The organism is Bacillus sp. FSL W8-0770 (assembly GCF_038008705.1).
GTDB lineage: Bacteria > Bacillota > Bacilli > Bacillales > Bacillaceae_G > Bacillus_A > Bacillus_A cereus.
Genome location: NZ_JBBOZR010000002.1, coordinates 139,596 through 158,822 on the forward strand (window position 1 = coordinate 139,596; position 19,227 = coordinate 158,822).

Genomic DNA, 19,227 nt, shown 5'->3' on the forward strand with positions numbered 1-19,227 from the left:
ATTTTTTGATGGAACCTTTATTTAAAGCAAGTCTAATTGCCTTAAATAAAGGTTTTTTATTATATTGAATTAAATTTTTCCATATCCACCTATTAGATTCCCTATTTAGTCATTCTTGGATCCCACTTTTACTAATAACCTTAACAAGTGGTTATTTGCATAATTAGACTATTGTATCCAAAATTAAAAAACACTATTCTTCCTTTATATTTCCACAGAGAGAAAGGCGTTTTCCCCTCAGATATTTCTCTAAACTTTTGAGAGAGATATTAATGGAAGATTGTTATTCCCTATGTTCCTCTACCACCTTATAGTAATCAATTTTTTCTTCAATAAACAATATACTACTCGGAGTATAACGAGTGTATTTTTGTAAATACTAAGATTGTTAAATGTTAAATCGAGGAGGGTTTGTATGCAAGATCGTAAAAAAGCTATAAAAAGTCCTGGTTCTGTTATGAAACCAGATTTTGCTGAAACAGATGCACAAAAAGTGAAACAAGAAATTCAAAATGATGTAAGAGCAGGACAAGGAGCAATGACTTCCCGAGAGGCAGGGGCAATGCGAGATTAAGAAAACACTCCTTATTGGTTTTTACTTCTCTAGAACTTTAACCAGTAAGGAGTTATTCCCGAACTATTTTAGCTTTTTACGTTTTTCCTTTAGAAACATAATGCGTTTCGTATGTAAATCATAGGTTAATCTTACATCGAATTTCTCTCCATTAAATCTATTTTTTTAAACTAAGATTATTTTCTTTCAGATAATGTATTGCATCTTTGTTCACCGATCTTAAATCTATACCTTGTTTCTCTGCTGCAAATGAACATCCACAATAACACTGACGGAAAACATCATATTCATTACACATTTCAATTGAACGTTGATATCCATTACTTTTTTTGAAATCACTTGGTAAATAACGCGGATCATAATTTTTTTGCACACCGATTCCAAGTTCATTTATTAATTGACTATTTTTATTTTTAGAAAGAGTAATGGCACTCCCAAAGTAATCAAAACCTTTTTCTTGTGCTACCTCAGCTGAACGATCCAATCTCATATCAAAACAAGCTGAACAACGAAGCCCGCCTTCTGGCTCTTCTGCCAAACCTTCTTCTTTTACCATTTTAAAAAATACATTTGAACGGTAGTCATCCTCAAGAAATCCTACTGTGTGCCCAGTACGATCATTGAACTTTTCTACAAAGATCTTTTGTTCATTAGAGCGTCGCATGTACTCACTTTTCGGATGGATATTCGAATTCGAGAAAAAAATCGTAATATCTGCATGTTCTGCAAGAAATTCCAATGAAGCAGTACTACAAGGAGCACAGCATGAATGAAGTAACACCTTTGGTTTTTCGTTCCTTGCTTCCCAATCATTAATCATTTTTCTTAATACTTTATCATAATTTATTTTCTGATTCTTCATTTTCTTTAAATACGTTTCTACATCTAACACTTCTTTCACAACTAAACCTCCTGTTTATTTTTATTTACTTTATCACTTAAATTCATTAATAAAATATAGTAATGTATGTATTTATCGATCGTAAAACGGTTCTTATGACCTTTGTTGATGGCTAAAATACTATATGTATTCTATTACCTCTATTTCTAAAATAAATCCTTAATCCTTCTTTTTCATCACAAAATCTTTTGGGTTACCTTTTAACTGGTAATACTTCACGTTAAGACGAATAACTACTACGATGATTACCAAAAATCCTATTATATATAACATTGTTCCTTTCTCCGTTTCTTATTGTTTAGCGAACTTATTCTGTAAATACTTCACATGTTTATTTTCAGTATCCTTATCAGTAATATTTGCTTGCAAAATAGTCTGGTAAATATGCTCAACCTCGTCTTTTGTTAATTTCACATCAATATAGGATTCGATACATTTTTTTAGATCGTTATAATATAGGACATGTTTATCTTTAGAATGAACATTTACTCTTTTTAGGCTGCATTTTGGATGAAACGCTGCAATAGAAATACACGGCAGCTGTTGTTCCATCACCCATTCAATTGTTTTCATGTGCTTATAATTTTGTCTAAATGGATTCTGAAAAGAGTGTTTCTTTCTAAAAATACCTTGTGTCCATCTTGCTGCCTTCTCACTTCCATAAATCCAACCCTCGTAGTTCTTCGTCTCTATAACAAATATACCTGTTTCTGCAATAACAATATGGTCAATTTGAGTTGTATCACCATACTCTGTATGAACCGCCACATCATGTAACACCCAATACCTTTCGTGATCTAATTTTCTTAATATACGTTTTACCATCTTTTCTCCAGCTCTTCCTTTCCATTTTGGAGCATGTTTTTTTACCATAATGTTTATCGGTATCAGAAGCACAATTAGAATTAATTCAAATATTAATACTTTCATAATTTAAGTCCCCTTTTCACATTCTTGTGTTTCTACGCATTAAACGATATACATGGGTTTCTAATCCTAAAATATAATATGAGATACATAAACCTTTTATCACCATCTCTATGAATCCTAATGCTAATGAAACAATGAGTCCGCCCCGAAATTGAAACGGTCTTGTCACCCTCCGATTCACTGGTTTTTCAATCACTCCAAAATTAGCCCAGGTTGGCAAACGCTTTTCTACATTCTTTATAGTGCCCATTAATCCATATTTCAATGACAAAATGAAACATCCAATTAGTAAATATACAATAGAAGAAAAATAGATAGATAAGCCCATAACAATAATTGTGAGCAGCCAACCTATCAAGATAGAATTACGTAAAGCGGTATATTCTCGATTTCTTTTCAAAACAAGCACTCCTATCAAAATAAATTAAGTTATTATTAAATACGAGGTATGAATTTCTAATTTAAATATTATTTTAGTTTCTATCTTCCTCGTCTGTTTTGCAGGCATACCAGCTCTACTACAAGTTCTGTTCATTCTACAAATGGAAATCCTTTACAACAAAAAAACGATTAAAAATCGAACGAATTATCCCCTATATCAGAGGAGATATTTGCAGAATATGAAAGGAAAAATCAGATGGGTAGATAAAAGGTACTGAATGAACATTCAGTACCTTTTGCATCTATATATATTTCTTTACATATTCGCAAATAACCATGGAGCCAGTACGGCTAACATACATAGTAAACAAGATCCCGTTATAACGCGATTAGACCAACGATAATACTCAGGTTGTTTTGTACTCTCATGAATTCTTCGTAAACGAATTCCTGCAATTAACATAAAGGGTGTAAAAAAAAGTGCTGTTGCTTTAAACAGGTCTAAAAAATCCGTAAAAATGTTCATAAACGAAAATACATCCGAACTAAATAAGAAATATACACTTAATCTCATTGCCATCATACTAACGAACGAGAAAATCATACTCCCTGTTGCCCATTTCATCCATTGACCATTCTTTGTAATTAACGCCATAACCATGACAATAACACCTAATATGAAAGAGATAGAAAAGATATTTACCCCTACTTTAAAAGCTGGTGCATACATACCCTCAACTTTTTGTATAATTGATGACCCAAATGAATCGTCTTTCTCTGTCGTTTTTGTTCGATTGTTTAATCCTTCGTTAAAAGATGAAGAAACATCATTTCCTTTCAATTCATTAAAATCCACTTTTACAGATGCATGAGCTGTATGTAAAGGTATGAGTACTAGGATCATAAAAACAAATGTACATAAAACTCCAATCATCCCTTTTTCTCGCTTCACAACACATCACCCGCTAATTTTGGCTTAATGCTCTTTAATTTGATTTCATTTCCTTCTGCAACATAACGGAGATCTGCGAAATAATAGATATTGGCTTTTGTATATGCCCCCATAATCGCATTTGCAATTTCTTCTTTTTCTACTGCTACATATGTTTCATTTTCATTAAAAAACTCTATTTCAATTCGATTAATATTATTATTTAATACTGTTATATGTAACTCTTTTAAGCTATTCAAACGATTTCCTAAACCACACACTAGCTTAAATACCTTACTCGCAAGTGTAGGTGGCTTAACATACGTCGTATTAAAATGAATCGTTTCATCATCTATAACACCATCTTCCTCGACTGCGCATGTCATAATGAAAGAATGATTTTGTTTTTCAATTTCTTGTAGACTTAACTTGCGATCAATGACATATTTCAGACTTGTTGATAGATTTTCTATATATTCATCCAGTTCAGTATTTGAAATTTTAACCTCTGAGAATTCTGGGAAAATCATGTAAGCGTGCATATTAGAACTACTTTTACTTACACGTAATACCTGTACCTGTTTCTTTTCATAGCGCACCGTTTGTTCCAATTTTTTTACTACATTGTTGCTTATATGATCTATTATCATATTTCATCAGCCTCCAGTAATTTTAATAAAATAATTTTTACAATCTCATGTATATAAAGCATTGCAATATTTTGCTGAGGTCTCGAAACTCATATTTTATGACTAATAATCACTTTAATCTTAAAACATCTTAATATTACAATGACGTACAGTGTTTCATTATAGTCGAATATTCTTATATGGTGAATCGTTCTGTTTCACTCATTTGCATAAAATAAAAGGCTATTTTATCCTTATACAAATGAGTGAGAACATACTGTATTTCATGCTATTTATCTAAGAAAATTTAACTGGGAAATGGATGTTATACACTCCCTAGTCATCTATTGTTTGATTCAACTAATGTATAGAAAATAGGTGGATTCACCTCAAATTTTATATACATTCATATATTTTCTGGTATTATCCCTCCTTCTGTATAAATCCGATAGCACTTCTTATTAGATATCTTTATAAATAATGTTAATCCTTGTTCTCTTTCTGTCACTTTTGCAGTCCACTTTAACGCTTGTGCCTCTTCTACTTCTGATTTTCACTATTAACAAAAAGCACAATTGTTCAAGTTCTAGAAATGTCATTCATGTTCTCACTTAGCATTTACTTCTCCATCCAAATTCTTTTAGACCGATGTAACAAATAAATTGTAAACACTGACAGACCCTTTTCTAATGTAATTTCCTTTGTGAGAGTAGTAATACGCTCTTACTCCTTACTAATCATCCTGCATTCCCTTGGTCAGCAAGAAACAAGACGTTTCACCAATACATTTCCCCTCTCAATTATTCAAATGAATCGTACTTAAACTAGCCCTTTACGAATTTATTTTTTTCTTTTTCTTCTATGTATTGAAATTAAATAAAATTTTTCCGCTAAATCATTTTTATATGCATAATCATCTACCAGATTTCTAATTGCAATAAAAAAGGAAGCTCCAAGTATTCATATCACTTAGTTCTTCCTTTTCCCCTGTATAAACTACCATCACATGATTTATATCGTAGTTCTTCATTTGCACTCCCTAATAACTTATCTATATCAATCAATATATCATCCGGCTCTTTAGATTACTCTTTTAGATCTACTAATACTATTCAAACATTATTTTATTTCATTTTGTTATGAATCATAAATAATCCCACCTGCAACTTGAAAACAACATAAAAAGGACTTCTTCAAGTCGATTAAAAATGTGCATAACAAAATAAGCTATATATGCACTAATCGGCTCAAAGAAGCCCTTTCAAAATTGAAACAAGAACACAACTTGCTTCTGCAACTCAACCACAACACATAAGGCGTGGGAATAAACGGAATTCAACAAATAACAATATACCTATATATTATACAATTTAGATTTTTGTATCAAGAATTTTTTTATTATCTTTAGTCATTTGTCAGATGTTATACAATCAATAGCATTATCTAATAAGTTAATTCCAAGATCAAATATTATAATATTAATAGTAATCACCAGTGAAGTTTTACTAATAATGATAAATAAAAGACGCCAACTAGCGTCTTTTATTTACTCTTCCATATTTTGATTTTTCAATAATTCAAATTCCTATCTATGAAATATACTCCTCGTACCATTTAGCTTTTTTAGTTTACACTTTACACTCTTTTTCTTCATCTCACTCTTGTATTTCTTCGTACATACGCTGTCTTTCTTTGTTAAGAGCTCTAACTTGATCGTAATCGTAATCAACCGATCCCCTTTCTTCTGTTCTACGTTGTATTTCTTCGTAAATGCGCTGCTGCTCCTTGTAAGCTGCATCCCCCTGATCGTAATCAATTAATTCCTGTTCTTCGCCCCTAATTTGTCTTTTTCGCTCTTCTCTCTTTTGTTGTAGTTGATATCTTCTATATGCCTTCTTATCAGTAATTTTTTCACAGTCGTGCGCTAGCTCCTTCGTTTCGTCATGTCCATGTCCGCAAAAATCGTTTGGAATTATAGCACTAGATTTCTTAACAGATTCAGGATTAGGATCTTCATGTTCTTTGCTAGCCTTCTCATCTTTAACTGCAGTATTGCTAAGACCATCTTGCTCTTTGTTCGTTACATTTCTATTAGAATCAAACTTTATAGTCATCGAACCGTGTCCACCGTGACCTAAATATATATAGATAGAGAACAATTTAGTTGTTTCGCTGGATCCAGGCTTTCCTACTATCTCTATGACTTTGTCCGCAGGCATTCCAACCTTGATTTGATTATACTGTTCTAGTGATACTGTTGATGCGTCCTCATGTACATCTTTATAATGCGGATATTTGTCATTAATTTCCTCATCTTTATTCTTAGATTCCTCCACTTGTTGTAGCTTTTTTTTCTTCTTAGGTTCTTCTGTATCCTCTTTGACCTTAGGCAGAGTGGACTTCTTCTCTACAATCTTAGGGGGATTAGACTTCTCCTCTTCGACCTTTGCGACTTCTATAGAGTCTTGTTCCTTATATGGCTTGTAATCCCCATCTTCCTTTGCAGAGCAGGCACTGAAAATTGATACAGACGTTGCACTTAATACAAGTAATTTCTTTAATAATTTCGTATTAAATTTCATAATATTATTCCCCCGTTACATATATTAAATTGCCCCCTCATGCTTCCTCCTATAAACGTTATCCTTTTCCTTCGCACATAGACTCACATATAACTTTGCGTAAGCCTCTTCGATATTCATTACAGATCACTTTTTGGCTGTAGTACTTGTACACCCCTATAACATTTCAAGTTGATTAGTGTAACCCACAAGTCAGCATCTTTCTCATTATTCGCACTCTATTTCTATCAAATGTCTTAATTACGTATCTTATGCTGCGGAAAGAATTGTATATTAAATGTACTTCGTTATTTACCTTACTCCATTAATCAACGGCTAAGCGTTCAATTAGTGATATGTAATTTTTTTATCTTTCTATTATATAAATTGCTGTATATTGCATTATCATAATATTATTTTAGCAAATATTGTTAATCTATTCAACGTTGATTTAAAGGTGTTAAAAAACGAATAAGTGGAATTCTTAACGAATAGAGATGAAATTTCGTTTGCTAATTCACGTAATTTTCACACATTAAAACGCTGCATGTTAATATTTGTTATATAATGAAACCAAGCCTTAAGTAAGATAGTTTCCCTGTTACGAGTAATGAGATAGTTTGTTTCACCTTTTTATATTATCTAAAAAAGAACTTGTAGTGATGCCTACAAGTTCTTTTTGCATTTTTTATCATTTTAACCAAGGAGACACCTACCAAAATGAAGGTGAATCAAATGATGATTAATAAAGCCTATAAATTTTGAATCTACCCACATCTAGCACGAGCAATTCTAGGCAACAAAGTTAATGTTATCTCTTTTCTATCAAGCGAAGGTTTTATAGTACCCTCAGAACGAAATTTTGTGCTAACTTTTACCCATCCAGCTCATTTTTTCGTTTTAAAATATTTCAAAATATGGGCTGGATGGGTACGTATAGTGACCTCCACTTAATTATCAGAAAAACCTTAGCCTCTAATTGCATACACGCTAATTACGATGATTTCCCAATTCCAGCACCATAATGAATCTCTCCTTCTCCTCTTTTCATCAGTATTGATAGGTAATAGAGGGGCCAGTCACAAAAACAGGTTGTGAAGAAAGTCTTCTTCACAACCTGAGAGAAAGTTATATATCCAAATATGACCTGTTCTTTTAAGTATTTAGTCTTTTATAATCTGTTATAATCGATATAACTAGAGTCATAATAAATCCACTGACCTGTTCCAATTCTTAGCCAACCATTCTTTTCTTCATATACTGTAACTTTTTCGCCTTTACTTGTCTTTCTAACAATAGAATAGTTTGTACCTGACCCGCTTCGAACATTTACCCCAATACCATTAATTTGAGCCGTTCCAACTACCTTTTCAACACTGCCATTTTCAATTACTTGTAGCATATTTAGAATGAATGTTGCTGTTTCACCACGAGTTGTTGTTCCTTTAGGGTCGTATTGATTTTCACCCTTACCTTTGACAATACCTAAGCCATACAATCTTTGTACATCTTCTTTATAGCTAATTTGGTCTTTGTCTGAGAATGGTAGATTTACAACTGGTCCCCATATACCTTTATACTGTAAAGCCTTGTTTACAATAATTGCTGATTCTTCTCTTGTAATAGGTGTGTTTGGGTCAAAATAACCATCTCCTCTACCTTGAATGATACCTGCACTTGCAGTACGTTTAATACCATCTCGTAAAGTTGAATTTGCATCGTTTAGGTCTTTAAATGAAGCATCTCCAGCTGGCAGGTTTAGAGATTTAGAGATTAATTGAGCAAATTCGGCTCTTGTTATCGCTCTATTGGGTGCGAAAACTCCGTTTCCTTCCCCTATCATAATACCTCTTCTATTTAACTCTCGAATAGCTTCTTCATACCAACCTCCTGTAATGTCATCTTTTGGTTGATAAAGATTATTATAATATCCCTCAACGCTATTTACGAATACATCCCATTGCCCATTATTAATCATGTTAGCAGGGCAGATTTTACCGCTCCATTTTTGGTGTTTTACAATGTTATTTAACGGTACACCAGTTTCTTTCATTAAATAAGCTACAAGTTTCTTAGCGTTATCTACTGCTTTACTGTAGTTTCCGTCACTGTTAACTGCGATTTCAATTGCAATAGATTCTCTATTACCTGGACCATCACCGTCTCCTGCGTGCCATCCGTTCTCGTTTAATGGTAGATGTTGATAAATCTCTTTATCGTCTACTGTAAAATGCCACGATGCAGCTCGGTCCGTGTTACCTACTGCTTGGTTATATAGGTATTGAGCATGGTTTCTAGCACCTGCTCCTACACTTGTATTATCAGTCTCATGAATTGTAATATACTTTGGACTCATGTAGTTTTGAGGACGAATATTATCGTTACCTGTTGGAACAATCCATTCAGTGAATGGAACACCGTTTATTGTACTAGAGGTGCTAGGTGATATGGGAGACAGACTACGTTTTGTTCTGTTTGAATTGTTAGGAACAGTTAATGTGCCTGTTTCTTCATGAATACCCTCTGAGCGTTGAAGACTATCTGCTTTCTTATTGTCGACAGTACCTCCACCACGTCCGTCTACCTCTTCAAAACTAGCTTCAATACTTTTTAAAGCCTGTTCATCTGTTGTTTGAATTTGGTCTGTGCTCTCTTGCACTTGAAGGCTTGTAGATTGCTTATTGTTTACTGATTGTTGTTCCTCTGCAAACGATACCAATGGTGAAGATAATACCGTTAATCCTGCCGTGAATGCTACTACTTTTTTATTAAATTTAATGTTCATTTCTAATTTGGTATACCTCACTATTTTAATAGATATACCTTCCTCCTTGTACTTCTTTTAGTGTGAATGTTAGTTTAAATAATGGTAGCCTGAACCTTCAAAATGACGGATTGATTTTACATTTCATATGTCAAACCGACATCTATAAGTCCTACATGAAATGTCAGTACTTTAGAATTATAACACAGCACGGTTGCATTAATTCCAAGACTCTTGCAAGTAATCTCCTAATCTTCGACATGCTGATAGGATGACTCTAAAAAAGGGCATTATCAGTATGGAAAAGGGAAATTTGTTTAAATGGGGCATTATCACAGCGCTATCAAGCTAAAGTTTTATAGCACCCATAAAGCAAAAAAATGTTATCCTTTCTGTAGAATTATAGGAAGGGATAGCATTTCTTTATGAATCTTTAAATGCTTACGTTTACTGAAGAATTACAGCGGCATATGCCTCCCCAGGTTCTACAAAGGACGAAGCACTTGATTATCAACATGATTGATCGCATCTAGTTTCTCAGGATAACATTTTAAGAGTTCCTATTTCAAATGGTGAAGATTACACTATAGATGATAAATTTACAACTTCACTCTTATTATTCATCTTCATAGTTTATCATAATGGAATAGCATTCAAAAAATTCCCTAACAATATAAATCCCCCTCTCCAATTCCTTGAATCTGAGCAATCGGTACATCCTTACTGGTCTTTTTGTTTTTATCGTCACCCTTTCAAATCATCTTCATATGTTGTATATAGATATCTCCTTTCGAATTGACAATGATGCCTCTTTCAAGTCCTTAATGGTACGCCTTACAAAGAGCACTTTTGAAAAGTGCTCTTTGTACTTTGTAATACACTCAATCTATAATAAAGTAATTTTAATGTATGAATAATTTACACCTGCCTCTTTGTATGAATTGTAATTATTTGTACACACTATAATTGGAAGGCTTGAATCATTGTCATTGAAAAATGTTCAGCACTTATGTTCAGCACTTCCGCTCCTTAAGAGAACAGTCTACGCAACTGTTCTCTTTCCTTTTTTAACAAATATAACAGGACAAGCATAGTTAACTATCCTACGATCGATTGCATTGCAACAGTCTCAACGTTTCCTCAACAATTTCTCAATATTTTTCATGGACAATAGCACACTTCCTCACCGTTATTAATATCTTAATATTAAATACTGAAAGGAGGTGCTAAAAAATGACTTGGTTCATTATTTTAGGATTTATGCTTATTTTAAGTATAGGCAGCTTTCATACACATAGTATTCATATCATTTTCAAAATAGATTCAGACATAAAAGCTATGCCAAGTTGGTCTTTCATTAATAAAATAAACTTTCAAACATTTAAAGAATTTTTAAAAAACCCAAACAGGAATAAACTCAAAAGCCTTACCATAGGAGAGCTGTTTATCCCTTTAAGTCTATTCAATAAATTATTTGGAAAAACATTAATTTTTCTACTCCTATTCTTCTATTCTCAATACTTCAACTAAATATAATATGAGTTGAGTAAAAGAATAGCAGTCGCAAACCATAACAAACAACAGACCGTCTATTACAGACGGTCTGTTTTAAAACAAATTGACTATATCAACAGAATAAGGACACTTTAAATATTCATTATATTCTTATTATTAACGAAAAAAATGGTAGTAATAAGTGCATTAGCATATAGCACGAATAGTTTACATGCACCTCAACAATCTTCTTCTAATGGTAGAGATACACCAGCACCAACAATTCCTAGTGTCTCTGTAGAAGTATCTATTAATTAATGTAATACATTTTTCTTAGTTATAAAATCAGAAAATTCAACTTTTTATAAAAATGGTGAATACACCGGATTGAATATTGAACCCTTAGTCCGAAACAAATTTGTTTCGGACTATTCACGTTACTATAATTGTACGTAGAATGATAGACTAAAACTTCTACTTAGTCTTGTTCTGTAATTTCTTCTCTTTTTGAAGTAAGGCCTTTAACTTTTTTAAATATTCGATTTCCATACGTAAACATTCATTTTCATCTTTTAATGTCTCTATACCCCCTTCAATAGTTGCATTATTTAACTTTGATCTTGTCTTTTCCATAACTGCCCACCTTTCTTCTTTTTATATGAGAATTCCACGCCTTTTAAATCATATATTTCCCTTTACCTACTAACTATTCCAATAAATTCTTTAACACAAGCAATTCATTTATTTCATTTGTTTTTATTTTATTTCTCAGAATTTCAAATATATCTTTTGAAAAACTCCTGGTATTCCATTCATATTTATCTCTCCTAAATAAATCGTAATACATATTATACCCAACAAATTTATAAGCTTTAATCTTATTTTTAACAAAACCTTCATAATTTTAAATAGACATAACACTTCATGCTGTCAACTCCCCCTATATTGATAAATGTGAAACATCTAATTTACTTGACATTTCAATAACTTATGACAGGAAAATATATACATCTAATTAAACCTAATGTATCTTTGGTTTGTAAGTCTTAGTTAGTTGGTCAACTTTTAATACAATTTAATAATTAAAAATAAGGGGGATTTAAAAATGAATCAAGTATTAAGGAAAAGTAAGAAAAAAATGATGTATCTAGTCGGTTCACTTCTAATTTCTCTATCAATGTTTTCAACTACAAGTTTTGCAGCTACAGAAGGTGCTGTAAAAAGTGTTACAAATAGTAATTATACTGGAATTGCAGCTGATATAAACCTACCAAAATCAGTTGTTGTTAAGGATGGATATGTGAATTGGTATTTAGGTATTGGAGCATCTAAAGTTGAAGGTGATATTTCAAAAACACCAAGTGGATATAAAGTATTTCTTAATTCAGGATATAATGAATCAGGTCAAAACAATAAGTATTGGAACACACAATATGATACATCAATTAAAGATGGTGATCGAGTAAACCTTAAAATAATTAATAACGGCAATGGTACGGTTACTATGTATGTAAATGGAATCCCTAGATATACAAATCAGCCTGTATATGGCTCATTTTCTCAATACGAACCAGTAAAAATGGTTCAGGGCGTTGAAGATACTGGACGTAATTCATTTAGCCAAGCTAGCTTTTCAAACGTACTTCTAAGAGCAGATATATCTGGATCTATCTACAAGAATTGGAACAGTTCAATTTCTTCCTCATTTTCTAAACATGGTACTTATGGTAACAATTTCACAGTTTATTCTCAAGTACCATTAAGCGCAAGTTTACGCTAAAGTTGTTCTTGTATACGAAATTTTTTAAAAAGGTAGCTGTACTTTTATACAGCTACCTTTTTCATACTTTAATTGCAAAAAGCGTGTCAAAAATAAAAAGATGAAATTGTAAGTATGTTCACTTCTCAATTCCATCTCTTCTAAAAATTGTATATTACCAATTCTCTTGTTCCTCACTATTCTACCAAATTAATAGCAACACCTTATGTAGGTATAGATTTATACTATTCTACATTTAAATACATATACTATTACCTATACCTTGTTATTTTCATGTGAAACTAATTCACTATATATCTCTTTCTCTATATTTTTTAAGAGATTTTCCAACCTATTTTTTGTAGCTAGATTAAAATGTGGATTTAATTCTTTTATTATAAATTCAAGTATCTCAAAACTTATGTAATCTCCTAATTCAAGTGAATATTGATCACCCAAGAAAGTTTTTAATTTTTTAGAGATCTCCACTTTATCCTTTTTGGTAATATTTACCCCATCCGATAACAAACCTCTCTTAGATTAGTCTTAAATACTAATTCAAACCGTTTTTATAACATAATAAAAATATTTTGGAATTAATATAAGTCATATAATGAAATTTTTACAAATAAATAAAAAATATACATTATAATCATTAAACAATGTATTATGCATCATAAACATATATTGGCTCGTCATAAAGGCGTAAACATTTTGACCAATTTCCACATAACGTTTCCCATTCACCAGCAGGATATACTTCCGTACGCAATATATGAAGTGGTATACGTAAATTCAATAACCGACCACTAAGCGTCGTACGAGTAACTCCCGCTGGCATTAAAAACTTCGCTTCAATTACCTTTTTCAGTTCCATCAATGAGTATTCTGGATAACTCATCAATATTTCATTTGAATGAGGACAGACCTCAGTATCATTTGAATGACGGCGTACCGTATACTCATGTTGATATAAGCCGACAATACGATGCCATATCTCTAAATGGTTAAATAAATCGCTATTTAGATCCCTTGCATATAAAAATTGTTCTTGTTTATTTGCTTCTGTAATTTTTGCAAGCAAACGTTTATTAGCAATAATCCTATCTGACCAAATTATTGTAGGTTCTTTCTTTAAATTATTTACCCATTCCCCCATTGGTAATAAATGATTCCAAGCACGAATTTTTATTTTTTCATCAGGTACTACCTGTACAGCAACGCGTTTACAACCTAATGCCATCATAGCCTTCATACGATGGGCACCATCAAGTAACAGATAATTACCATCACTAAGCTCAGATACTAAGGGAGGATTCCGTAAAACACCTTCGCTTTCCATTACACGACAAATTTGTTCCAATCGTTTGTGTTCATATGATTCATGAAAGCGAATTTGCTTGGGATGTAAGAGATCTAAGGCCGAAATAATTTCACTCATAAAAACAGCTCCTCAAATAATTACATAAATTCTAAGCTTATCAAATAACTAATTTTCTATAATGATTAGTCGTGTTTACCGATATTTAGCAGCTATTAGACAATTATTTCAAACTGCGCTTTAATAATTTTACTAGTCTTCTAATAAAACACCAATTTCCTTTTCCCTAGCCCTTTGATAGTAATAAGCAGCAATGGCTACATCAAAAATGGCCATACCCATTGGATTAAATAATATTGCTTTGTCATAAGGGAAGTTTTGCAGTGCTCCTCGGATTACAACGTCAGCAATTGATACTGTATCTTCTTTTTGCAAACCTCTTTCAAGGTGCATCCTTTCAACATCAGTTTTTTCACGACAGACTTCTTCCCAATTATCAACAACTAGGGATTTTGTATATTCTAAGATATCAGGGTTAAAATCACGAAGAGAAACATTGAGTAGTAGCGCTCCATCTTTAGGTTTCTTATCAATATAACCTTCTGCAGAAACAGTACAAGTAATAAAAATATCAGCATCATTATAGGCTTCTTCATAAGCATTAACCTTTTGAGTTTTAGAATAAATTTCCTCAGGAATTAATTCGTCTTTAATTCCATTGATATCATATAGGTAAACACTTTCGATTTTATCGCCTAATAGGGCAGTTACCATCTTTAAATGCATCTGACCAATAGGTCCAAATCCAATAATTCCAACTTTAGCATTATTTAAATCTCTTAACTTGGCAAACTCTCGAATCATTAACCCTGTAACAGAAGCTGTTCGTATTACACTGACCATTGCTGTATTAAGCGTCGCAAATGGTTTTCCAGTCATAGCATCATTTAATATAGTAACTGAATGGGCACGTTGAATACCTTTCTCAATATTCTTCGGAAAACTAGCTATCCATTTGATTCCTGAAACCTTAAATTCTCCTCCAATATAAGCTGGCATAGCAATAATTCTATTAGCCGGATCATCGAAACGTAAGTATGGCTTAATTGGCTGAGAAAAATCTTCTGAATCAAGACTTTTTACTGCCTTTGAAATGACATTTATTGTTTCTTCCCAATTAACACCCATTTCATTGATATGTTTGGTATTTAAATACATCATAATTGCTTCCTCATTTCTATATCATTTTTATAAAGAAACTAATTGGTCTTCTACTGATTTTTGTGTATTAAGCCATTCTACCCATTCTACGTTGTAAATAGTTGATGTGTAAGCTTGTCCATTATCAGGACACAAGAAAACAACATTAGGTGTATTTTGAACATCCTTATTTTCAAAATACTTTTGGATTGCATAATATGAAGTCCCTGATGATCCACCAGCAAATATTGCATGTTTATTAAATAGCTCATAACAACCTGCAACAGTATGAACCTCCGGTACAATCATTACATCATCAATCAGTGCTTTTTTAACCATACCAGGCACCATACTGGCACCAATTCCTGGTATGTACCGTTTACGAGGCTTATCACCAAAAATAATGGACCCTTGACTATCTACCGCAATAATTTTAATATTAGGGAATTTTTCTTTTAATCGTGTAGATACCCCAGCGATAGTTCCTCCAGTACTCACTCCAATGAAGGCATAATCTAACTGTTTAAAATCATTAGATATTTCTCCACCAATTCCTTGATAATGGGCTTCAAAGTTATCAGCATTATTATATTGATTTGTCCAGTATGCATTAGGAATAGTATTTAAAAGTTCTTCCACCTTATTTAAACGCGTTAATAAATAGCCACCTGTTTCATCTCGTTCACCCACTTTAGCTACTTGATAGGAAGTTGCTCTCAAAAAATTCTCATAACTATCATTAATATTTGGATCAATAACTGGTATGAATTTCAGACCAATATACCTACAAAGAGTAGCAAGAGCAACCGCAAAGTTACCAGATGAAGATTCAATAATTGTAGAATTTTCAGTCACTTCACCGCGACTTATTGCTGATTTTAAAATATGGTGAGCAGCACGCACTTTAACACTATTCATTAAATTGTGATATTCTAGTTTTGCATACAGATTAATCTTTTCATGCTCTAATTTAATCATAGGTGTGTTGCCGATTACCCTTTCTAAACTCTCTAATTTCTTGAGCATAATTTGCTTCCTTTCTTGGTTAAAATCTAAAAAAATAATTAAAGATAAATAGTTGTAAATGTTCTTTAGAATGTATTTCAAATAGAACTTATACCTGAAAGACAATAAATGCTAGATTCTTTAGTATCGATAAGCTAAGCACCATTCAAGTACTGCCATAGCACTATTTAGCTTGTTTTCGGCCTGGGTAAATACAATACTTTTCGGTCCATCAATAACTGTTGCTGCTACTTCTTCCCCCCGGTGTGCTGGGAGGTCATGCATGAAAGTAGCTTCCGGATATAAAGTCAAAATTCTCTCTGTCACTGCAAATGGATTAAATGCATCTTTCCATAAAGGATCTATTTTGCTTGTCCCTGTTGTTTGCCACCTTGTTGTATATACAACATCCACTTCACTAGGTAACATTTTTATATCATGACATTCAATAACTTTAGCACCAGATAATCGTGCATATTCTTTTGATTTTTCAAGCACACTTGGAGACACTCCATAACCAGCAGGTGTAAAAAGATATAACTCCGTACCTGGAAAACGAGATAAAGAAAGAGCTAGAGCTGCAGCACTGTTATTACCTTCTCCCATATATAAAACCCGTAATCCAGCTATTTCACCAAATTTTTGTTTCATTGTTGTTAAGTCTGTTAGCGCTTGTGTTGGATGTTCTTCCGTACTCATTGCATTAATGACTGCCATACGACTTTGAGATGCCAGCTTTTCCATTTCCTTTTGACTATCTGCAGTTCTTGCTACTAGTGCATCCAGCATTCGCGAAAGTACTTGAGTAGTGTCTTCTATAGACTCCCCTGTATTTTCTTGCAAATCATTTGGACCATACGTTACAATTTGTGCACCCATCTTTAATGCTGCAACAGAAAATGCCGATCGAGTTCTAGTCGATGTTTTACGGAAGTAAATCCCAATTATATTTCCCGCTAATATTTGATTAGGTTGCGATTTACCTGTGGCAAACTCTACCCCACGAGTTACAATTTGGTTAATATCACTATCAGTAAGATCCTCAAGAGTAATTAAATGTTTTCGAATAGCCATTATTATATTACCTCCCTTTTGAATAATTGCATGTAACAAAAATGTATTTACATATGTATGTAAATACAAACTACTAAACAGCTAAGGTAAAAATAATAGATTGCAAATATAATTCATGTGGATCCATTACCACACTTTTCTATATTTGTTTTTAAACTAATGTATAGCAGTTGATATATAGCCTATATGAACTCGAATACTATTTTTACTCAGAAATACTTACATATAATTCTATTGTTAGTCTATATTCCTATTTTTTATGATATAGCTCTGCTGAATATATTACACACTACAACACCAAAAATATACTCAAAATACAGAATTTTCAGCTTTCTCAATTCTTTTATCAATTTTCTGTCAATTCATACTCGAATTATCTTTTTTACTAATAATATACATACAATGTTGGCTGTTTCTTTTATAGCCCACTTCTAAAAAATCCACCCATTCAAAAATATCGTTTTCCGGATTGTCAGTTAAGATACAAATTACTGCTGCAGTCATTAAAGAGCCCTCTTTAAAAGAGATATACTCCTTCTACTGGCTCGCTATTTTTAGTTATGATAACCTCTTAATTGTTACAGCTATAACGCTAACAATTGTTATTGCAACCATTGATCTAAGTAAACAAACAATGAATGGCATACTAATATATACACAAAGTAATCTATTAAGCGTAAAATGATTGCATCTCCAGCAAGTTTAATTACTTATTCAGATCTTTGCTTTTATAATTTTCAAAATTAAATTTCCGAAAATTTTCTTTCCTTAAGGAAATACCGATCATTTTAAACTATGTAAGAATGCTTATCTTCTATAAAGTAATTACACAAATCAACAAAATCAATTTCAATTATTGATTCTGGAAAACTATTTAAAGAAGCACAACAAGAAAGCTTATAATCTATACCAATAGTAAACTTTTTATAATAAACCTCATTAGATAGCATGTCACCATAAAATATTGTATTTTTTTTAATAACAAAAGAGTTTAAAGGTATAGTTAGTCCTTTCCCTATCCATTTAACAAAGCTTTCTTTTATAGTCCATAATTCATAAAACACATCTAATTGTTGTTCTACATTTAATGAATTTAAATAATTAAATTCTTCCTCAGTAAATATATTTTTAATCATTGTAGTATCTATGGGCCGGACTTTTTCTACATCTATTCCTACTTCTTCCTCATGAATAGCTCCAACAACCCAATTTTCGGAATGTGATATATTAAAATGAAAATTGTTTAACTCATCAACATAAGGCTTTCCGTATTCATTGTATTTATATTTAATATCTTTATTTTCTTTTGAGAAATTTGTAGTAATTAAATATCTTATTATAATGTCTCCAATTAAGGCGCTATATTGGTCAGGCTTTCTTTTATATTTCTGTATTTTCATCTGCTTTTCTTTTGAGACCAAACTCATAAGTTTCTGCATAATATTATGTTCTATATTTCCTGGCACACGTACCTTATATATATTCATTATTTCCTTCCCACCTAACCTCTTATATAAATATAAAAAACTCTCAATGAATAATCCCTATTAATTTTTGATTAGTAAAAAACATTTTCAGAGGATAATATTCTATTTTACATTCATATTTTCCACTTATTTTCTAATCCCTTTATGTTTATTAGTGAATGGGCTCAAAGAAAAAAGTCTCATAATATGTTACACATGAGTTTATGAGACTTTTAC

General features: G+C 32.1%; 19 protein-coding genes. 4 read left to right on the forward strand and 15 right to left on the reverse strand.

Annotated features, from left to right (window positions below; genetic code table 11):
• Window positions 1-415: 415 nt before the first annotated feature.
• Window positions 416-574: a hypothetical protein gene (locus NST27_RS27530; protein ID WP_001153998.1), complete on the forward strand. Its 159-nt coding sequence runs from the start codon at window positions 416-418 to the stop codon at window positions 572-574.
• Window positions 575-731: 157 nt separating this feature from the next.
• Here the strand turns inward: NST27_RS27530 and NST27_RS27535 are convergent, their stop codons facing one another.
• From NST27_RS27535 to NST27_RS27570, 7 genes are all read right to left on the reverse strand, one after another.
• Window positions 732-1,466 carry an epoxyqueuosine reductase QueH gene (locus NST27_RS27535; RefSeq protein ID WP_033689796.1) on the reverse strand — a complete coding sequence of 245 codons (735 nt, stop codon included), beginning with the start codon at window positions 1,464-1,466 and terminating at the stop codon, window positions 732-734.
• A 300-nt stretch (window positions 1,467-1,766) separates the two neighbouring features.
• Entirely contained in the window at window positions 1,767-2,405 is a 639-nt protein-coding gene (locus NST27_RS27540) for a nuclease-related domain-containing protein (protein ID WP_000866027.1), read from the reverse strand.
• A gap of 16 nt (window positions 2,406-2,421) precedes the next feature.
• Complete coding sequence (locus NST27_RS27545; RefSeq protein ID WP_000828169.1) at window positions 2,422-2,805, reverse strand: hypothetical protein; 384 nt, start codon at window positions 2,803-2,805, stop codon at window positions 2,422-2,424.
• Window positions 2,806-3,102: 297 nt separating this feature from the next.
• Window positions 3,103-3,738: a hypothetical protein gene (locus NST27_RS27555; protein ID WP_061661714.1), complete on the reverse strand. Its 636-nt coding sequence runs from the start codon at window positions 3,736-3,738 to the stop codon at window positions 3,103-3,105.
• Window positions 3,735-4,367: a hypothetical protein gene (locus NST27_RS27560; protein ID WP_000582600.1), complete on the reverse strand. Its 633-nt coding sequence runs from the start codon at window positions 4,365-4,367 to the stop codon at window positions 3,735-3,737. The genes NST27_RS27555 and NST27_RS27560 overlap by 4 nt, the downstream gene beginning before the upstream one ends.
• 1,634 nt (window positions 4,368-6,001) lie before the next feature.
• On the reverse strand, window positions 6,002-6,928 hold the full coding sequence (locus NST27_RS27565; RefSeq protein ID WP_000671512.1) for a hypothetical protein: 927 nt from the start codon (window positions 6,926-6,928) through the stop codon (window positions 6,002-6,004).
• A gap of 1,150 nt (window positions 6,929-8,078) precedes the next feature.
• The gene (locus NST27_RS27570; RefSeq protein WP_001988051.1) at window positions 8,079-9,692 is read right to left on the reverse strand and encodes an S-layer homology domain-containing protein; all 1,614 of its coding nucleotides are present in this window, start codon (window positions 9,690-9,692) and stop codon (window positions 8,079-8,081) included.
• A 1,212-nt stretch (window positions 9,693-10,904) separates the two neighbouring features.
• Here NST27_RS27570 and NST27_RS27575 point away from each other — a divergent pair.
• Window positions 10,905-11,201: a hypothetical protein gene (locus tag NST27_RS27575; RefSeq protein WP_000219741.1), complete on the forward strand. Its 297-nt coding sequence runs from the start codon at window positions 10,905-10,907 to the stop codon at window positions 11,199-11,201.
• Window positions 11,202-11,354: 153 nt separating this feature from the next.
• Window positions 11,355-11,483 (forward strand): hypothetical protein, encoded by a 129-nt coding sequence (locus NST27_RS27580; protein ID WP_001988227.1) that lies wholly within the window; start codon window positions 11,355-11,357, stop codon window positions 11,481-11,483.
• Window positions 11,484-11,639: 156 nt separating this feature from the next.
• Here NST27_RS27580 and NST27_RS27585 read toward each other — a convergent pair whose 3' ends face one another.
• Window positions 11,640-11,798: a hypothetical protein gene (locus NST27_RS27585; protein ID WP_172793812.1), complete on the reverse strand. Its 159-nt coding sequence runs from the start codon at window positions 11,796-11,798 to the stop codon at window positions 11,640-11,642.
• A 472-nt stretch (window positions 11,799-12,270) separates the two neighbouring features.
• Between NST27_RS27585 and NST27_RS27590 the strand changes: the two genes are divergently transcribed.
• Window positions 12,271-12,945, forward strand: a complete 675-nt coding sequence (locus tag NST27_RS27590; RefSeq protein ID WP_061662068.1) for a hypothetical protein — start codon at window positions 12,271-12,273, stop codon at window positions 12,943-12,945.
• 255 nt (window positions 12,946-13,200) lie between these two features.
• On the opposite strand, the gene NST27_RS27595 is transcribed toward NST27_RS27590, so the two are convergent.
• The 7 genes from NST27_RS27595 to NST27_RS27625 form a co-directional block, all read right to left on the reverse strand.
• A complete protein-coding gene (locus NST27_RS27595; protein WP_000947507.1) occupies window positions 13,201-13,452 on the reverse strand; it encodes a DUF2164 family protein in 252 nt (83 codons plus the stop codon).
• A 139-nt stretch (window positions 13,453-13,591) separates the two neighbouring features.
• A complete protein-coding gene (locus tag NST27_RS27600; RefSeq protein WP_001289603.1) occupies window positions 13,592-14,365 on the reverse strand; it encodes a ParB N-terminal domain-containing protein in 774 nt (257 codons plus the stop codon).
• Between the two features lie 132 nt (window positions 14,366-14,497).
• Entirely contained in the window at window positions 14,498-15,466 is a 969-nt protein-coding gene (gene sbnB, locus NST27_RS27605; RefSeq protein ID WP_001988112.1) for a 2,3-diaminopropionate biosynthesis protein SbnB, read from the reverse strand.
• A gap of 27 nt (window positions 15,467-15,493) precedes the next feature.
• A complete protein-coding gene (sbnA, locus tag NST27_RS27610; protein ID WP_000914211.1) occupies window positions 15,494-16,471 on the reverse strand; it encodes a 2,3-diaminopropionate biosynthesis protein SbnA in 978 nt (325 codons plus the stop codon).
• 120 nt (window positions 16,472-16,591) lie between these two features.
• Window positions 16,592-17,524 carry an ornithine carbamoyltransferase gene (locus NST27_RS27615; RefSeq protein WP_001007708.1) on the reverse strand — a complete coding sequence of 311 codons (933 nt, stop codon included), beginning with the start codon at window positions 17,522-17,524 and terminating at the stop codon, window positions 16,592-16,594.
• A 357-nt stretch (window positions 17,525-17,881) separates the two neighbouring features.
• On the reverse strand, window positions 17,882-18,028 hold the full coding sequence (locus NST27_RS27620) for a hypothetical protein (RefSeq protein WP_000123020.1): 147 nt from the start codon (window positions 18,026-18,028) through the stop codon (window positions 17,882-17,884).
• Between the two features lie 284 nt (window positions 18,029-18,312).
• The gene (locus tag NST27_RS27625; RefSeq protein WP_001028934.1) at window positions 18,313-19,011 is read right to left on the reverse strand and encodes a 4'-phosphopantetheinyl transferase family protein; all 699 of its coding nucleotides are present in this window, start codon (window positions 19,009-19,011) and stop codon (window positions 18,313-18,315) included.
• Between the last annotated feature and the right edge of the window lie 216 nt (window positions 19,012-19,227).

Bases quoted from the DNA above. Each gene is read 5' to 3' on its own strand.
- NST27_RS27530 (WP_001153998.1), top strand. From the start codon at position 416: ATGCAAGATCGTAAAAAAGCTATAAAAAGTCCTGGTTCTGTTATGAAA.
- NST27_RS27540 (WP_000866027.1), bottom strand. From the start codon at position 2,405: ATGAAAGTATTAATATTTGAATTAATTCTAATTGTGCTTCTGATACCG.
- NST27_RS27560 (WP_000582600.1), bottom strand. From the start codon at position 4,367: ATGATAATAGATCATATAAGCAACAATGTAGTAAAAAAATTGGAACAA.
- NST27_RS27565 (WP_000671512.1), bottom strand. From the start codon at position 6,928: ATGAAATTTAATACGAAATTATTAAAGAAATTACTTGTATTAAGTGCA.
- NST27_RS27570 (WP_001988051.1), bottom strand. From the start codon at position 9,692: ATGAACATTAAATTTAATAAAAAAGTAGTAGCATTCACGGCAGGATTA.
- NST27_RS27575 (WP_000219741.1), top strand. From the start codon at position 10,905: ATGACTTGGTTCATTATTTTAGGATTTATGCTTATTTTAAGTATAGGC.
- NST27_RS27580 (WP_001988227.1), top strand. From the start codon at position 11,355: ATGGTAGTAATAAGTGCATTAGCATATAGCACGAATAGTTTACATGCA.
- NST27_RS27585 (WP_172793812.1), bottom strand. From the start codon at position 11,798: ATGGAAAAGACAAGATCAAAGTTAAATAATGCAACTATTGAAGGGGGT.
- NST27_RS27590 (WP_061662068.1), top strand. From the start codon at position 12,271: ATGAATCAAGTATTAAGGAAAAGTAAGAAAAAAATGATGTATCTAGTC.
- NST27_RS27600 (WP_001289603.1), bottom strand. From the start codon at position 14,365: ATGAGTGAAATTATTTCGGCCTTAGATCTCTTACATCCCAAGCAAATT.
- sbnB (WP_001988112.1), bottom strand. From the start codon at position 15,466: ATGATGTATTTAAATACCAAACATATCAATGAAATGGGTGTTAATTGG.
- sbnA (WP_000914211.1), bottom strand. From the start codon at position 16,471: ATGCTCAAGAAATTAGAGAGTTTAGAAAGGGTAATCGGCAACACACCT.
- NST27_RS27615 (WP_001007708.1), bottom strand. From the start codon at position 17,524: ATGGCTATTCGAAAACATTTAATTACTCTTGAGGATCTTACTGATAGT.
- NST27_RS27620 (WP_000123020.1), bottom strand. From the start codon at position 18,028: ATGACTGCAGCAGTAATTTGTATCTTAACTGACAATCCGGAAAACGAT.
- NST27_RS27625 (WP_001028934.1), bottom strand. From the start codon at position 19,011: ATGAATATATATAAGGTACGTGTGCCAGGAAATATAGAACATAATATT.